The sequence below is a fragment of the Microbacterium sp. YJN-G genome (assembly GCF_015040615.1).
Classification (GTDB): Bacteria; Actinomycetota; Actinomycetes; order Actinomycetales; family Microbacteriaceae; genus Microbacterium.
Genome location: NZ_CP060403.1, coordinates 48,593 through 63,245, shown reverse-complemented (window position 1 = coordinate 63,245; position 14,653 = coordinate 48,593). Strand labels below are relative to the sequence as shown.

The 14,653-nt window shown below is 66.5% G+C and carries 15 protein-coding genes; 11 read left to right on the top strand and 4 right to left on the bottom strand.

Annotation, left to right across the window (positions count from 1 at the left end; translation table 11 throughout):
* The 9 genes from H7694_RS17070 to H7694_RS17030 are packed head-to-tail and all read left to right on the top strand — an operon-like array spanning window position 1 to window position 8,537.
* Window positions 1–762: a hypothetical protein gene (locus H7694_RS17070; protein ID WP_193599411.1), complete on the top strand. Its 762-nt coding sequence runs from the start codon at window positions 1–3 to the stop codon at window positions 760–762.
* Window positions 759–2,237: a CpaF family protein gene (locus tag H7694_RS17065; RefSeq protein WP_193599410.1), complete on the top strand. Its 1,479-nt coding sequence runs from the start codon at window positions 759–761 to the stop codon at window positions 2,235–2,237. The genes H7694_RS17070 and H7694_RS17065 overlap by 4 nt, the downstream gene beginning before the upstream one ends.
* Window positions 2,234–3,091, top strand: a complete 858-nt coding sequence (locus tag H7694_RS17060; RefSeq protein WP_193599409.1) for a type II secretion system F family protein — start codon at window positions 2,234–2,236, stop codon at window positions 3,089–3,091. The genes H7694_RS17065 and H7694_RS17060 overlap by 4 nt, the downstream gene beginning before the upstream one ends.
* Window positions 3,088–3,990 carry a type II secretion system F family protein gene (locus H7694_RS17055; RefSeq protein WP_193599408.1) on the top strand — a complete coding sequence of 301 codons (903 nt, stop codon included), beginning with the start codon at window positions 3,088–3,090 and terminating at the stop codon, window positions 3,988–3,990. The genes H7694_RS17060 and H7694_RS17055 overlap by 4 nt, the downstream gene beginning before the upstream one ends.
* Before the next feature lie 31 nt (window positions 3,991–4,021).
* Window positions 4,022–4,207, top strand: a complete 186-nt coding sequence (locus H7694_RS17050) for a hypothetical protein (protein WP_193599407.1) — start codon at window positions 4,022–4,024, stop codon at window positions 4,205–4,207.
* Window positions 4,176–4,580 carry a TadE/TadG family type IV pilus assembly protein gene (locus tag H7694_RS17045; protein WP_193599406.1) on the top strand — a complete coding sequence of 135 codons (405 nt, stop codon included), beginning with the start codon at window positions 4,176–4,178 and terminating at the stop codon, window positions 4,578–4,580. Before H7694_RS17050 ends, H7694_RS17045 begins: the two co-directional genes overlap by 32 nt.
* Entirely contained in the window at window positions 4,577–5,029 is a 453-nt protein-coding gene (locus H7694_RS17040) for a TadE family protein (protein ID WP_193599405.1), read from the top strand. Before H7694_RS17045 ends, H7694_RS17040 begins: the two co-directional genes overlap by 4 nt.
* Entirely contained in the window at window positions 5,026–5,442 is a 417-nt protein-coding gene (locus H7694_RS17035; RefSeq protein WP_193599404.1) for a TadE/TadG family type IV pilus assembly protein, read from the top strand. The genes H7694_RS17040 and H7694_RS17035 overlap by 4 nt, the downstream gene beginning before the upstream one ends.
* Window positions 5,439–8,537, top strand: a complete 3,099-nt coding sequence (locus H7694_RS17030; protein WP_193599403.1) for a LysM peptidoglycan-binding domain-containing protein — start codon at window positions 5,439–5,441, stop codon at window positions 8,535–8,537. The genes H7694_RS17035 and H7694_RS17030 overlap by 4 nt, the downstream gene beginning before the upstream one ends.
* A gap of 191 nt (window positions 8,538–8,728) precedes the next feature.
* Here H7694_RS17030 and H7694_RS17025 read toward each other — a convergent pair whose 3' ends face one another.
* On the bottom strand, window positions 8,729–8,932 hold the full coding sequence (locus tag H7694_RS17025) for a hypothetical protein (RefSeq protein ID WP_193599402.1): 204 nt from the start codon (window positions 8,930–8,932) through the stop codon (window positions 8,729–8,731).
* A gap of 394 nt (window positions 8,933–9,326) precedes the next feature.
* Between H7694_RS17025 and H7694_RS17750 the strand changes: the two genes are divergently transcribed.
* The gene (locus tag H7694_RS17750) at window positions 9,327–9,488 is read left to right on the top strand and encodes a hypothetical protein (RefSeq protein ID WP_227468415.1); all 162 of its coding nucleotides are present in this window, start codon (window positions 9,327–9,329) and stop codon (window positions 9,486–9,488) included.
* A gap of 320 nt (window positions 9,489–9,808) precedes the next feature.
* Window positions 9,809–10,717, top strand: a complete 909-nt coding sequence (locus H7694_RS17020; RefSeq protein WP_193599401.1) for a hypothetical protein — start codon at window positions 9,809–9,811, stop codon at window positions 10,715–10,717.
* A gap of 803 nt (window positions 10,718–11,520) precedes the next feature.
* On the opposite strand, the gene H7694_RS17015 is transcribed toward H7694_RS17020, so the two are convergent.
* From H7694_RS17015 to H7694_RS17005, 3 genes are all read right to left on the bottom strand, one after another.
* Complete coding sequence (locus H7694_RS17015; protein WP_193599400.1) at window positions 11,521–11,907, bottom strand: hypothetical protein; 387 nt, start codon at window positions 11,905–11,907, stop codon at window positions 11,521–11,523.
* A gap of 15 nt (window positions 11,908–11,922) precedes the next feature.
* Window positions 11,923–13,263, bottom strand: a complete 1,341-nt coding sequence (locus tag H7694_RS17010) for a hypothetical protein (protein WP_193599399.1) — start codon at window positions 13,261–13,263, stop codon at window positions 11,923–11,925.
* 321 nt (window positions 13,264–13,584) lie between these two features.
* Window positions 13,585–14,652, bottom strand: coding sequence for a hypothetical protein (locus H7694_RS17005; RefSeq protein WP_193599398.1), 1,068 nt, complete (start codon window positions 14,650–14,652; stop codon window positions 13,585–13,587).
* Window position 14,653: the final 1 nt, after the last annotated feature.

The following is a 14,653-nucleotide window of genomic DNA, read 5'->3' as shown; positions in this document are numbered from 1 at the left end:
ATGTCGGTCATCGCGCTCACCTCGGCGTCCGGGTCGCCGGGTGTCACCACGACCGCACTGGGCCTGACGCTCGTCTGGCCGCGACCTGTGCTGCTCGTCGAGGCCGATCCGACGGGAGGCTCGGGGCTTCTGGCCGGCTTCTTCCGCGGCACACGGGAGTACGACTCCGGGCTGATCGAGCTCGCCTTGTCGTCGTACGACATTACCGACGCGCTACCGGGGGTGGTCCAGCGGTTTGAAGGCTCAGCGGCGGGGTTCATCGCTGGCACCCGATCTCACGCTCAGTCCGCGGGCCTGCGCGACCTGTGGCAGCCACTGGCGGGAGCGTTGGCCGATCTCGACGCCACTGGTCAGGACGTGATCGTCGACGCCGGTCGTCTCGGTCTGGTTGGGTCGCCCGAACCGCTGCTCGCGAACGCAGACGTGTCTCTCCTTGTCACCCAGACCACGCTCCCAGCCCTGGCTGCGGCGCGATCGTGGTCCGAGACGGTGAGGAAGGCCGCCACATGGCGTGATGCATGCGTCCTGCTCGTGGGTGAGGGCCAGCCCTACTCCCGCAGGGAGGTGGCGTCCGTGCTGGGACTCCCGGTGGTCGGCGCTGTCGCCGATGACAGGGATGCCGCAGCCGTCTACCACCGTGGAGCCGCTCCCCCTCGGCGCTTCGAAACCGGTCCGCTCGTACGGAGTCTGCGGGCGACCATTGAGGGGATCCAGGCACGCATCGCGAGCGAGCGCATCGAGTTGGCGGAGGCCATTCGATGACCAGCCGGGCGGAGATCGACACCCCCGTCGAGGCGGCCGACGTCACCAGGCTGCCGCTGTTCGCGCAACCCATCCCGCCGCTCGGAAGCCCAAAGGTTGGACGAGAGTTGGCGGGCGCCGGCCCTCCGGATCCGTCACGAGCATCAAACCTCGACTGGGGTCTGGTGGCTGCACTGCGTGCTCAAGCGTCAGAGCAGCTGAGCCAGTCGATCGCTGCCGATCGGGCTCGCCTTGGCCCAGCATCACAGCAGGAGCTCGGCCGCTCCATCGTTCTGGAGCTGATCGACAGCGCACTGGCCGACGAGGTCAACGCCGGTGGCACAGCCTGGACCATCGCCCATCAGGACGCCATGGCCCGCGCGGTCTTCGACGCACTGTTCCGGCTCGGTCGTCTCCAGCCGCTCGTGGACGACGACCGGGTAGAAAACATCATCATCACCGGACACGACCGAGTCATGCTCGAGCTCATCGATGGTTCCGTGACCCGCGGAACGGCCGTCGCGGACTCCGACGAGGAGCTCATCGACTTCTTGGTCTTCCTCGCCTCCCGGAGTGAGGTCAATGCCCGCGGATTCTCCGCGGCCCAGCCGAAGCTGCACCTGCGCCTCGACGGCGGTGCCAGGCTCGCCGCTGCGGCGTGGGTGACTCCTCGGCCGTCGGTCGTGATCCGCCGCCACCGCCTGATGAGCATCACGCTCGACGAGCTCGTCGACCGAGACATGCTGTCACCGGCCGCGGCCTCCTTCCTTCGCGCCGCCGTACGTGCTCGCAAGAGCATCGTCGTGTCCGGCAGCCAAGGAGCCGGCAAGACCACGCTGGTGCGCGCCCTGTGTGCCGAGATCGACCCGCTCGAGGCCATTGGAACGTTCGAGACCGAGTACGAGCTTCACCTCCACGAGCTCGATCGCCACGAGATCGTCCATGCCTGGGAGGCCCGACCAGGCTCGGGCGAGCGGGGCCTCGACGGCAGACAGGCCGGGGAGTTCACCCTCGACGAGGCCCTGGTCGACTCGTTCCGCTTCAACCTGTCGCGCCAGATCGTCGGCGAGGTCCGAGGCAGGGAGATCTGGGCGATGATCAAGGCGATGGAGTCCGGGACTGGCTCCATTTCCACCACCCACGCCTCGGACGCGGTGGCGGCTGTCCGCAAGCTGGTCACGTGCGCGATGGAGGCCGGGCCCCACGTCACCCACGGCTTGGCAACCAGCAAGCTCGCCGCCACGATCGACCTGATCGTGCACCTCGACCTGCGCACGACGGCCTCCGACGGGGTCTCACATCGGCACCGGCAGGTCGCCGAGATCATCGCCATCGAACCGGGTGAACGCGACACCGGCTACGCCACCACGCACGTATTCACCCCTGACGGCAGCGGTAGGGCCGCGCCGGCGGTGTTGCCTGACGCCTACCGAAGTCTTGTCGCTGACGGCTTCGATCTCCCCGGATTCCTCGCCCAGCAAGACGCACGCTCATGATCGTCCTCGTCCCTGCACTCGCCGGCGCATTGATCGTGGCCGGGATCCTCGGGCTCGTCGCCGGACTGCGACGCGTGGAGATCGCCGCATCCAAGCCATCGACGGCGCGTCGGGTACGGCTGAGTGGAATGTCCCGGCGAACGCGGACCCTTGTGGCCGCGGGTGCGGTGTCCGGGCTGGTGGCATTCCTAGTCACCGGGTGGGCGCTCGCCCTCGTCGCCCTCCCGGTCGCTGTCGTCGGTCTGCCAACCCTGCTCTCCTCGCCGCCCGCAGCTGCTCGAATCCGCCGGCTGGAGGCGATGGAGGAATGGACCCGCGCCTTGTCCGGCGTACTGACGGTCGGCGTCGGTCTCGAGCAGGCCCTCGTGGCCACGTTGCGGTCGACCCCGGACGCGATCGCTCCCGAGGTCACTCGCCTCGTGGCTCGGCTGCGTGCGCGCTGGGTCACCGAGGACGCCATCCGTGCCTTCGCCGACGAGCTCAACGACGCTACCGGCGACCTCGTCGCAGCCAATCTGATCCTCGGTGCTCGCCGACGCGGCGCAGGGCTGGCAGCCGTGCTCGAAGGACTGGCCGAGTCGGTCGCAGCCGACGTACGCGCCCGCCGGCAAGTCGAGGCCGACCGGGCCAAGCCTCGCTCGACGGCACGGTGGGTCACCATCATCAGCGTCGGGGTCCTCGTGATCCTCGCGGTCTCGGGGACGTACGTCGAGCCGTACCGAAGCCCGTTCGGTCAGATCATCCTCGCGGTCCTGCTCTCGGCCTACGTCGCCACACTCGTGTGGATGCGGCAGATGGCGATCGGTCGTCCACTCCCCCGCTTCCTCGACCACCAGCCGGGAGCGAACCGATGACGACCGGGCTGCAGCTCGCGCTGCTCGCGGGAGCCATGGTCGGGCTGGGCCTCGTCCTCCTGACGGCCCGAGTGATGCCGGCAGAACCCGACCTCGCCGACGCCCTCCGCCGCTTGACGCCGACCCGCGCGCCCAGGGAAGACACGTCAGGATCCGCGGCCGCAGGCAAGGAACGCATCGGGGTCTGGGCGATCCGCGCGCTCCCGCCCGGCGTGTGGGTCCGCACCCCCACACGGGAGCTGGCCCTACTGCGAGTCCCGCTCGCACGGTTCTACGGGGACAAGATCGTCTTCGCGTTCCTCGGGTTGCTCATCCCGCCCCTCCTCGCCGCCTTCCTCGAGTTCCTCGACCTCGGGCTCCCAGTGACGATCCCCGCCTTCGCGTCGCTGGGGCTGGCCTTGGTGATGTTCTTCCTGCCCAACTACAACGCCATCGATGATGCGAAGAAGGCGCGCCTCGAGTTCACCCGCGCCCTTGGCGCCTACATCGAGCTCGTCGCGCTGGAGCGCAACAACGGCTCGGGCGTACGCCAGGCGATGGAGGCCGCGGCCGAGATCGGCGACTCGTGGGTCTTCCAACGCCTCAACGAAGAGCTGACGCGCTCCCGGTGGTCCGGGCTCCCACCCTGGGAGGCCCTGCACACCTTGGCCGACGAGCTCGGGCTCCCCGAGCTGGACGACTTCGCCGACATCATGCGCCTGTCCGGTGAGGAAGGCGCGAGCGTCTACGCCAACCTGCGTGCCCGCTCCGCAGCGATGCGCACCGCGATGCTCAACGACGAGCTCGCCCAGGCCCACGCAGTCGGCGAGCGGATGACCATCCCCGGCTCATTGCTGGGCGTCATCTTCATGGCGCTGCTCGTCGCCCCGTCGCTGCTCCGGATGTTCAGCAACACCTAACTCAGAACGAACTCGAAGGAAGGAAGCAACGATGCTCCAGATCTGCACTGCACTGATCAGGCTCAAGATCGAGCTGACTGCCCGGGCAGACCCCGACGAGCGTGGTTCGGTCACCACCGAGCACGTCTTGTGGGCCGTGGCCGTCATCGGGATCGTGGCCATCGTCGTCGCGGCGGTGAGGACCTATGTCACGACGCAGGCCGGCAACATCCAGTAGGCGCAGCGACCGCGGCTCGGCCACCATCGAGCTGGTCATCCTGCTGCCCGCACTGTTCGCGGTCATGTTCATCGGGGTTCAGGCCGCGCTCTACCACCACGCCCGCGAGGTGGCTATCGCTGCCGCCCAGGAGGGGGCTCGCACAGCTGCAGGCGAACACGGCAGCGAAACGACCGGAACCGCGGCTGCCACGTCATTCGTCGCTGACGCCGGCGGTGACGACGTCCTGGCCGATGCCACCGTCTCAACGAGCCGCTCGGTGGCCACCGCGGTCGTCATCGTGACCGGACGCAGCCTCAGCGTCGTTCCCGGCTGGAACCCCGTCGTACGGCAACGCGCCAGCATGCCGGTGGAGAGAGTGACTGCGCCATGAAATCCCCGATGGGTCCCCCAGCCAGCCGGAATGGCAGCGAAGGTGGATCCGCATCGGTCGAGGCAGCGATTGCCGTGCCCGCTTTCGTGTTGTTCGTGGGCCTGATCATCTTCGGTGGCCGTACGACGGTTGCCCACCAGGCAGTCGAGTCGGCGGCTGTTGACGCCGCCCGGTCCGCGTCGCTTGCACGAACCAGGTCATCCGCCGAGACCGCCGCTACCGCGGCCGCCACGAACAGCTTGGCGAATCAGGACGTGGCCTGCTTGAAGGTCACCGTCCACGTCGACACCGCCGCTTTCGCCGCAGCAGTAGGTCAGAACGCTGCTGTGCACGTCACCATCGGCTGCCTGCTGGACCTTGAGGATCTCGCTGTGCCGGGAGTACCAGGCAAGCGCACCGTCGAAGCGAGAGCGAGCAGCTCTCTCGACACGTGGCGGGAGCGCTCATGATCCGCAATGAGCATGGCTCCATCACGTTGTGGATGGTCAACGCGAGCTTCGCGATGATGATGCTCGTCGGGCTGGCCGTCGACCTCGGCGGGCAGGTCCACGCCCAACAGCGCGCCCACAACGTCGCTGGCCAGGCTGCGCGCGCCGGAGGCCAAGAGGTCCAGGCCGCACCGGCAGTCCAGGGACGTTACGTGGCCATCAATGCCGCGGCCGCACGCAACGCGGCCCAGGACTATCTCTCCACCGCCGGCGTCAACGGGACCGTGTCCATCACCGACGGCACCACCATCACCGTGAACGTGACCGACACCTATCGCCCTAAGTTCCTGAGCATCATCGGCCTCGGCGACCTGCCCGTCACGGGTGAGGCCTCGGCACGACTGATCCGCACCGTCGCAGGGAGCGAACAATGACCCCGCCCGCGCTTCGCCAGAGACTCCACGGACTTGCGGCCACGCTGGTCGTCCTGCTCCTCGTGATCGGCATGCCGCTCATGCTGATCACGATCGGCGCGCGCCCGTCGGACATCGAGCTCAGCGAGCTGAGAGTGTTGCTGTCCCGCCCGGACGACGGCACCCTCGCCCTCACCGTCATCGCCGTGGCCGCGTGGACGGCGTGGATCGTGGTCGCAGTCTCGGTGGTCGTCGAAGCCGTCGCTCTCGTACGCGGAGTGCCGGCCCCGTCGCTTCCCGGGTTCGGCCTCCCGCAGCACGGTGCCAGCCAACTCGTCGCTGCAGCCGCCCTGTTGTTCATCGCGACTCCGACGGTTTCCCTTGCAGTCTCGCCCACGCCCGTCCACGCTGTTTTCGCTGCGCCCGTCCCGGACACGCCGCGACTGGAGTCCGCCGACACTGCGCCCGTCCTCGCCCAGTCAACGCCCGCCCCGACCGGCGTCTCCGCGGCTCCGGCGACGGCGATCTCCGACTACACCGTCAAACGGGGCGACAGCTTGTGGCGGATTGCCGAACGCATGCTCGGCGAGGGCGGGCGCTACACCGAGATCGTCGAGCTGAATCGCGAGTTGCTCCACGGACGACCCGACTTCATCGTCGCCGGCACTGTGCTCAAGGTCCCTCAAGAAGCAGACTCATCTTCCACCGACCACCCGGTGGAGCAGTACGAGGTGCAACCCGGTGACACGCTCTCCGAGATCGCTGAAAGACAGCTGGGTGACCCGCTGCGCTACCCCGACTTGTTCGAGGCATCGCGCGACACGATCCAGCACAACGGGGCACATCTGACGGACCCCGACCTGATCCAGCCCGGCTGGACGGTCACCATCCCCAACACCACGCATCGCGGCGGCAAGACCGGGGCACCTCAAGACCGGCTACCAGAAGTCGTCGTCCCACCGGTGTTTCAGCCCACGCCTGACGTCGACCCGACCCACACAGCGGTGCCGGAGCTAGAGCCGGCGCCTGCAGCGGACGCGACGTCCCCCGCAGTCGACGAGACCCCCACCCCCTGGCTGCTGCCGGGTCTCACGGGCGCCGGTGCACTTCTCGCCGGTCTGGTCCTGCTCGCGGTGCGAGCCCACCGCAACACCCAGCTTCGCTACCGCCGCCCCGGCCAGACAGTCGCCCCTCCCCCGCCAGAGCTGCGCGCCGTCGAGAAGACGGCGATGCACGCGGGAGCCCCGATGACAGCAACCATCAAGCAGCTCGACCAGGCATTGCGTGCGCTCGCCGTCGACACGGCGGCCGCAGGGCTCGCCATCCCACGCCTGGTGCGGGCGGTCCTCGCCGACGACACGGTCACACTCCATCTTGCAGAGGACTCCGATCTCCCTGCTCCGTGGGCGGGCGCCGGTGAGGTCTGGTCGACACGGTTGCGGGCGGAGGGGCCGACGACCGACGTGCTCGCCCCGTACCCCCTGCTCGTCTCAATCGGCCAGGACGAAGCCGGCGGACTTCACCTCCTGAATCTGGAGTCGTTCGGTGTGGCAAGCCTGAGCGGTGGCACCGAAGCTGCAACTTCCCTCGCACGCCATGTCGCTGCGGAACTGGCACTGAACCCCTGGTCGGTGCTCGTGAACGTCAACGTCATCGGCTTCGGACAGGAGCTGGCCGAGCTCGACACCCTGCGCCTTCATCACCACGACAACGGGGACAAGGTCATCGCATCGATCGCCGAGAACCTCGCCGCCGCCCAGGAATCGGGCACCGGTGAACCCGATCCGTTTTGGGCAGTGATCACCACCGGCGACGGTGCTAGCGAGCTCGCGATGCTGCTGGCTGCCCCTGCGACCGCTCGACTGGGCGCAGCCCTCGTGGCCGTCAACGCGCCGGTCCCCGGATCGCTCCTCCTCGAGGTGGACAGGAGCGGACGCCTGCTCGCGCCCGCCTTTGGTCTGGACCTACACGCCTCTGGCCTCACCGCCCTTGAAGCGTCGGCGTGTGCGGCCATTGTCGATCTCACCCGCGAGAGCGAAGCGATACGCATCCCCACGACCACTGCGGCCCCGGACGGGTTGCGAACACTGACAGATCACGCAGGAGCTCTTCGCTCCGACCTGGCAGGAGCCCGCGAGGTTCAGGGAACCAGCGAGGGCTCACTACTGCCACGACCGGTCGAGGAGTACCTCGCCGCGGCCGCCACGACAGCGGAGGACGTGGTCACCCTCGCTCCAGTAGTTCCCGCACAGGTGCGCAGGCAGGTCGAGCAGTCCGACCCCACCCTGGACCAGGACGTTGCTGACTGGTTCGACACCGAAAGCGTCCGCCCCCGGTTGATGCTGCTGGGCCCGGTCACCGCCCGCGCGTACGGCATCGTCGCCCCATCGATCACCAAGCGCAGGCCCTACTTCGTCGAGCTGCTCGCCTTCCTTGCCCTGCACCCTGAAGGCGTCACTGGCAGCGCGGTGGCCGATGCCTTCTCGATCGCAGGCTCGCGAGCAAGAACGGACCTCGGCTCGCTGCGTGCCTGGCTGGGAGACAACCAACGGACCGGCCATAAACACCTGCCGCCAGCAAACGGCTCCCCGACCTTCCGAAAGACCGGGGTCAAGGCCTACCAGGTCCAAGACGTGCTGGTCGACCTCGACCTCTTCCGTCGACTGCGTGCCCGGGGCGAAGCCCGCGGCGTTGAGGGCATCAGCGAACTCAAAACTGCGTTGAGCCTAGTCGAGGGCGTGCCCTTCAGCCGCTTGCGTGAGCGAGGATGGAGCTGGTTGCTTGATGGCGAACGCCTTCACGAAACCATCGGCTGCGCGATCGTCGACACCGCGCATGTCATCGTCGTCGACGCACTCGCGAAGGACGACCTGGCCACGGCCCGGAGAGCCGCCGAGACCGCGTGCAAGGCAGCGCCGTACGACGACATCTGCCGCCTCGACCTAGTCAAGGTGACCGCCGTCGAGGGGCACGTGGAGGCCGCTGACCGCATGCTCGTGGACGACGTCTTCAACCGAGCAGACGACCACCTGCCGCCGGTCGACCTGCCCGAAAGAACTCGAGAAGTGGCCTTCAAGCAAAACTGGAACGCCTCGCGGGCGTCTGGAAACAGCTAGACCGCGAGTGTCCAGTCGCACGGCGTCGCACCTGCCGGGAAGAGAGGACTGCGTCGCATGAGATCACGGGCGGGAAATGGCGGCGGAATGTCGCACGTTCGGCCGCGTGGCTGTCACTAAAGTTCGCTGGTCGGTACTCCGTCGACGGGACGTCTTGCGTGTCTCGGTGCCCCGCGTTCCCACCAGTGAATCTACGGGGCTCCGTGCAACTGCACTGCGGCCGCCTGCGCGTCGCCGATGTTGCAAAACTTCCAGAGTTCTTTCGCGGCGCATGAGTACTGGAACAAGACCTCGTCGACATCGAGGGCTGTGAGTACGTCGCTGCGGAACTGGTCGATCGTCTCGGCCACGTGCGCGGCGAGTTCGGCGAGCTCTGCCTCGTGGTAGGCCGACACCGCCTCACGAGCTCGCTGACGATCTGACTTCTAAGGCACGGACTGAGGCGAAGCCGCCCTCAACGCGGCAGATCCGGGCGAGCGTAGCCGCCCTCAACGCGGCATGTGCGGACGTTTCGGCTCCGTCATGCCGATACTGGGTTGGGAACCTAGGTGGCCGGGCAAGCGTCGGAACTGTCACCGGACGAAGGGAGCACTCATGAGGATCGGGCATGTGCTTGTGATGGCTGTCGCTGCGACTGTCGCGAGTGGATGCGGTGCGGCCACGTCCGGGCAGAGGGAAGAGCCGACACCGTCGACCGTTTCAGAGACCGCACTTCCCTGTGCCGACACCGAACAGTCGCGCGTTGATCTAGACGTTCCTGGCCCTGGGCAGCCCAGCCCTGAGGAGGCCGTGGCGCCGTACGCGGGCGCGTTGGAACTGACGTCTCGTGAAGTCGACGGAGACACGGTCGTTCTCGGACTCAGACAGGACGGGTCGATCTTCCGCACGTACCACGTGCGCAAGCGCGCCGATGGTTGGTGGCCCGACGGCTACTCGGAGTGCCGCGCCTGAGACGGCTCGCTACATCCGGACATCGGCAGATCCGCGCGCATCGCGGCAGTTCTGGACGCTTGCTCGACGCTCTAACCTGACAGCCCGACCCACTCCTGAGCCTGGTCGTCGGGCATGTTGTCGATGAATCCCCAGGTGAACAGGACCTCGTTGGCTAGGTGGATCATTGCAGTGCGAAGGGTTGACGCCTGAAGGCACGAGCGCTTTCCGCGTGCCGTTCCGGATTGCTCGCAAGGAGATCTATCGCGAGCGCTGCAACCAGCCGCGAAGCCGAACCGTATTGGCCTGTAGAAGCCCATCATCGAGTCGAAGGAACTGCTTTGAGTCTGCGTGAACGCATTGACCTCGAAATCGCGAGTGCGCCCTTGGATCCATTCGACCTCGACTCGACGTTGCAGCAGGGTCGGCGCGTTGTGCGCCGCAGACGAACTTGGGTCGTCCTTTCCGGTGCCGCGGCCACCGTGGTGCTCGCCGTCCCCATTGCTGCAGGACTGGGCGCGACCGGCGATCCCCGGCCAGAGGCCCCCGTTGCCAGCCAAGAATCCGCTCTCACCTGCCCGGCAGCCGGGCGTACGACCCCCGAATGCAGTGGCCAGCAGTTCCTCAACCAGGACAACGTGACACTCACGCCGTCTGGGGAACTGGTGGTCCGCAACGGCTGGACCATCACCCAGAAGATCGACGACCCAACCCCGAAGATTGAGGCCGTCGCCGTTGCCGTGTCCGATGGCACCAACGCCGAGTGGGCTCTGATCAAGTATCCCGATGGTGACCGCGACGTCTTCTCCGAGCGCGTCGATCCGACAAATCTTCCGACCGGGGTGACCTTTGACGCCTGGCTGAACTTCGCCTCGTCACGTTGGACCGGTGACGCCACGACGGTCGTGGCGGAGTTCAACGAAGACGGCGACCTTGTTGCTATGCCCGGCTGGTCCATCCTCCAGCAGGCAACAAACCTCGCGATGCCCTCGCGGTACAGGGGGCCATCCGGTGTCACGGCGGTCATGCAGCTACGACAAGATCTGGTGAATGTATTCAACGTTGAGTGCGACAAGTGCACCGAACATGCCTTCGGCTGGTACCTCGTCCGGCGTACGCCGCAGGGAGCCGACGCGTTTCCCGTACTCGACCCGACCGGTGACATGACGAACAGCGTGAAAGGCGTTCTCGCGTACGCGGCCACCGGCTACAAGCTGAGCGAGCAGGGAATGGTCAGGCCGGCCCAGTGAAGCAGGCTGAACGCGAGGCGGCCTACATCGAGTTCGTCACCACTCGACGCCGGGCGCGTAAGCCGCTTCGTGGCTCTTCGGGGTGATCTGGTCGTTGGCTGAGGGGCGTGACGAACGAACTGGTGACTGAATCACCTGTAAGTCTCTGAGATGGCTGGCCTGGGGTCGGCTGGCAGAGTGGGTGCTGGTGCTCCGTCTGGTCGTGACTCTTGAATCGCCTGGCCTCTCGCTTCGGCGGGATGCCTTTCCCAGGATCTGTCCGACCGGGTGGGTGCCGGCGCCGACCCTGCCCACTCCGATGGCTTGATCAGAAGCTCGCTGGGAAGGTCGATAGCGTCGCCGTCGCGCCGATCCGGACGCCCGTCGAGGACGAACTCGATCTGCACCTGAGTAATCAACCGAGTGCCGAGTCCGGCGATCGCTTCCATGGTCACCTCCACTGCAGATATTCAGTTGGAGAACGACCCTGACGGCGCCAGAGTACGACCGCGAACCATCGCGCACCCGCGGTGCCGCCCGCGTGTCGCAGACAAGATCAATGGCACCCAGCACCGAATCACTGTCATCTGTCCGATGACAGTGATTCTGTCGTCCCTGCCATTGATTCTGTGTCGAGAATCCGCAGGTTCCCGTCGACCGCACTGAATCCCAGCAGCTCGTCTGCGCCGGTCCTTGCCATTCAACCTGTAGGTTCTCGGAACCGCGACGCGAACTCGACGACGGGAATCCCCGGATCTATTAGCGCGGCACTCAGCCGCTGAGTCAGGAAGACCGCTGCGGGACTCCCACCGCCATCGTCACAGTCAGCCGCGGTTGCCGACCACGAATGTCTCGCCCGCGCCTTCGCAGGCGTCCGGGAGCTCGGAGACCTCCGAGAACCCGCCCGGCAGCGTTACGGCGTCACCACCGGTTAGGTCGTCGCCTCGGTAGCTGACGAGGTCTCCGTCGACGGCGATCTCGGGCGCGGGGAACACAGGAACGACGCGCTCACCGGTTTCCAGATCGACGGCGAGGCAACCATCGACATCGACGACCAGACGGCCCTCGATGCCCGATCCGAATCCGCCCTCTCCCGACGGATCGTAGGTGGCGACGACGATCTCCGGTTCGATCGTCCCGCAGCCGGATAGCACCGCAGCGACGAGGAAACCGCCAGCCGACGCCAGGGGTCGTCGTCTCGTTGCTCGCATCGTCGTCTGTCGAGATCAGTAGTTGTAGCGCAGACGGGTCTCAAGCGGCCGATAGAGCAACTTCGAGTAGACACTGAACGTCGGTGTCGTGCCCGGGTAGGTTCCGCCCTTGTGAATGCCGTACGCGCGATTCGTGCCAGCGCCGTTCGTGTAGTACCAGGGGCCACCACTGTCTCCGCTATCCTGGCCCGCACCGTTGACTCGGACGAACACGGGCTGGCATATCGCCCCGTTGCATGCATTGCTCCAAGTCGGTGCGTACGAGGTGCTGGATACTGTGCCGCAACGCTGCCCGCTCGTCTCTCCACGATGGCAGAGGTAGTCGGTTGCCACCGCAAATGTGTACGAACTGGGGTTCTGGCGTGGAGTTGTCAGGGAGTCGCCGTAGAACGTCGTGTAGGCGCTATGCGATGATGTGTTGATCGTGAAGTAGGCAATATCCGCGTACCCGTTCCAGTTGCGGTGGCTGTACGACGATGCATAGCTCGTGCCTGATCCGCCGGGGTTGGCGAACCAAGGAATCGAGGTCAGGCAGTGCGCCGCTGTCCAGAATCCCCTTGACGAGATCGAGGTCGTGCCTATCTGTGCGGTGAAACCAACGGTGCACGCAGGCACCGTCGCGTTTCCCCCTCGAAGGATCGCGGAATCTCCCACCTCGCCGTTCGTGGCCTGCACGCGGAGGATGCTGTCATCCGCCCCCAGCGAGGACCATGCGTCAAGACCTCGGACAGCTGAGCCGACGAGACTCTCGGCCGACGACTCTTGCGCTGCCGATGATGAGCGCACGTCGAGCACGATCTGCCCGGTCTTCGCGTCGATGTAGGCACCCTGAAGCGCTGAAGTATCACCCGCGTACACATCCTGAATCCGTGGGATGAGATCGACCAGGACATCACCTTGCGAGGAGAAGGCGACCCCGTGCAGCGTGGAGAGAGGAACCCCCGCGGCATCCGCGAGACGTTCGGCGGTGCGGACTATCTCGACGTCATCCGTTCGCACAACGAGCGTGGCCGCTCCCGCACTGACTTCCCGCCATGCGTCGAACGAGGTTTCGCCGAAGCGCTCGGCGAGTGTGGATACCAGATCTCCCGAGATGACTTGAAGGTCGAGGATCTTGCTTGCATCCTCGACGCTCACGCCATAGTCCGCTGCATAGGATTCCGCGATGGACATCGATTCCGTCTCGGCCGGGGCCGCCGCCGCGCCTGCGGCGGCGAAGTCGACGGCCGTAACGCTCGAGGTCGAGGAAGTTGATGGTTCAGTGTCCTGCGCTCGTTCGGACAAGAGCAGGCTCGCGAGGGCGAGAGCGAGGATGGTTCCGCGGACCGCTGTCCGCCCGATCAGGTGTCGCGGCATGTCTACCCACCCACTTCCGATTGGTGAAATGCAATCAGCGGCGCGTACTCGATGTCAAGAGGGCCACGACGGGAGAGGCGTTGAGCGCGCCGTGCCCCGTCGGGGCGCCGCCCGCGCGACGCTTCGTTGGGTTGGAGAGCGCGGCATGACATGGCACCGTCACCTTGGGAGCCGCCGGCTTCAGACCCCACCTACACCCTTGATTCCGATCGGCGACGTCGATCGTATGCGTGAGTACTTCGAACGCCCAAAGCCACCTCAGCCCTGCTGGTCGTTTGCCCCAGCACTACACGACCTCGATGCGGCCGATCGTCTGATACGTCAGGTCAGCGGCGCGTCTGACAGACCTCCGCGCGCGACCACAGTTCGGTTCCTTGGCACAGCAATACCGGGGGTGTAGGGGATGATCTGGATGCGCACGGTGCTGAGGTGTCGGAGCAAGCAAATGCGATGCCGTTGCGACGATGCCACGAGGGCCTTCTCGAGCGCGGCGGGGCGCTTGCAGCCGGCGTTGAGGCGCATGCTGAACGCGGTCTCGACTGCGGCCTTTCCGCGGGCGACAATGCGTTCGGCGATGTCGTGGAGGTGAGTGGTTGTGGTGCCCTGCATGATCGTGACGACGGCGGCTTCAAGCGCCCATACCTGTTCAGCGAGTTTGAACCGGGAGCTGAGGAGGTACGACGCGAACGACAGGTCGGTCAGCACGGCCGTGAGTCGCACGACCTCGGGATATGCCGCGAGGAGCACGGTGTCGCGGCCCAACTCGCCGATGCCGAGGTCTGCCATCCGGTCAGCAACGCGTCGCGCGGGCTTCGCGTCTCTCGCCCAGTGTTCGATGAGGGTGGCAGCGAGTTGCAGTTCGCCGGTGTGCAGGCCGATGCCTCGCTTCCACAGCGTGCCAGAGAGGCATCGCTCCGCGTGCGCGTAGTCGGGGTGACGGGTCAGGTCGATGTCGACACCGTCAAGGTGCCAACGGCGATGATGGTTGCAGACCGCACCCCCACGACTCCGGACCATCGTGGACGCGCCGCGGGCGCACCGTCGGCACGCTGTGCGAGGTTGCTGGGTGTACCCGCAGCGTGTGCAGTTGCCGGGCTGCCACGCGAAGTGCTGACAGCGGACATACATCGCGTTCCGGCGGGCTTCGCGGTCGAAGTGCCCTACGGGTAGCGACCCGAGGCGCTCTGCCCACGGTCCCGCATTCTCCAGGTTCGGGCGGAACGGCGACAGGCCGGCGATATCCGTGACATGAAGCCGAAGGTCACGTTCGGTGAGCGTGTTCGCTTCGGCGAGGCGGGCCAGGTAGCAGGTGACGGTCTCCCCCGGAACCGTGCGGACCGGGACGGGCAGGGCGCGGACATCAGCGACGGGTGCCTGCCCCTGCCGCATC

Coding starts and splice junctions, on each gene's coding strand:
- H7694_RS17045 (WP_193599406.1), top strand. CDS start 4,176: ATGTCACGACGCAGGCCGGCAACATCCAGTAGGCGCAGCGACCGCGGC.
- H7694_RS17060 (WP_193599409.1), top strand. CDS start 2,234: ATGATCGTCCTCGTCCCTGCACTCGCCGGCGCATTGATCGTGGCCGGG.
- H7694_RS17055 (WP_193599408.1), top strand. CDS start 3,088: ATGACGACCGGGCTGCAGCTCGCGCTGCTCGCGGGAGCCATGGTCGGG.
- H7694_RS17065 (WP_193599410.1), top strand. CDS start 759: ATGACCAGCCGGGCGGAGATCGACACCCCCGTCGAGGCGGCCGACGTC.
- H7694_RS17070 (WP_193599411.1), top strand. CDS start 1: ATGTCGGTCATCGCGCTCACCTCGGCGTCCGGGTCGCCGGGTGTCACC.
- H7694_RS17050 (WP_193599407.1), top strand. CDS start 4,022: ATGCTCCAGATCTGCACTGCACTGATCAGGCTCAAGATCGAGCTGACT.
- H7694_RS17015 (WP_193599400.1), bottom strand. CDS start 11,907: ATGCGAGCAACGAGACGACGACCCCTGGCGTCGGCTGGCGGTTTCCTC.
- H7694_RS17010 (WP_193599399.1), bottom strand. CDS start 13,263: ATGCCGCGACACCTGATCGGGCGGACAGCGGTCCGCGGAACCATCCTC.
- H7694_RS17035 (WP_193599404.1), top strand. CDS start 5,026: ATGATCCGCAATGAGCATGGCTCCATCACGTTGTGGATGGTCAACGCG.
- H7694_RS17040 (WP_193599405.1), top strand. CDS start 4,577: ATGAAATCCCCGATGGGTCCCCCAGCCAGCCGGAATGGCAGCGAAGGT.
- H7694_RS17005 (WP_193599398.1), bottom strand. CDS start 14,652: ATGCGGCAGGGGCAGGCACCCGTCGCTGATGTCCGCGCCCTGCCCGTC.
- H7694_RS17030 (WP_193599403.1), top strand. CDS start 5,439: ATGACCCCGCCCGCGCTTCGCCAGAGACTCCACGGACTTGCGGCCACG.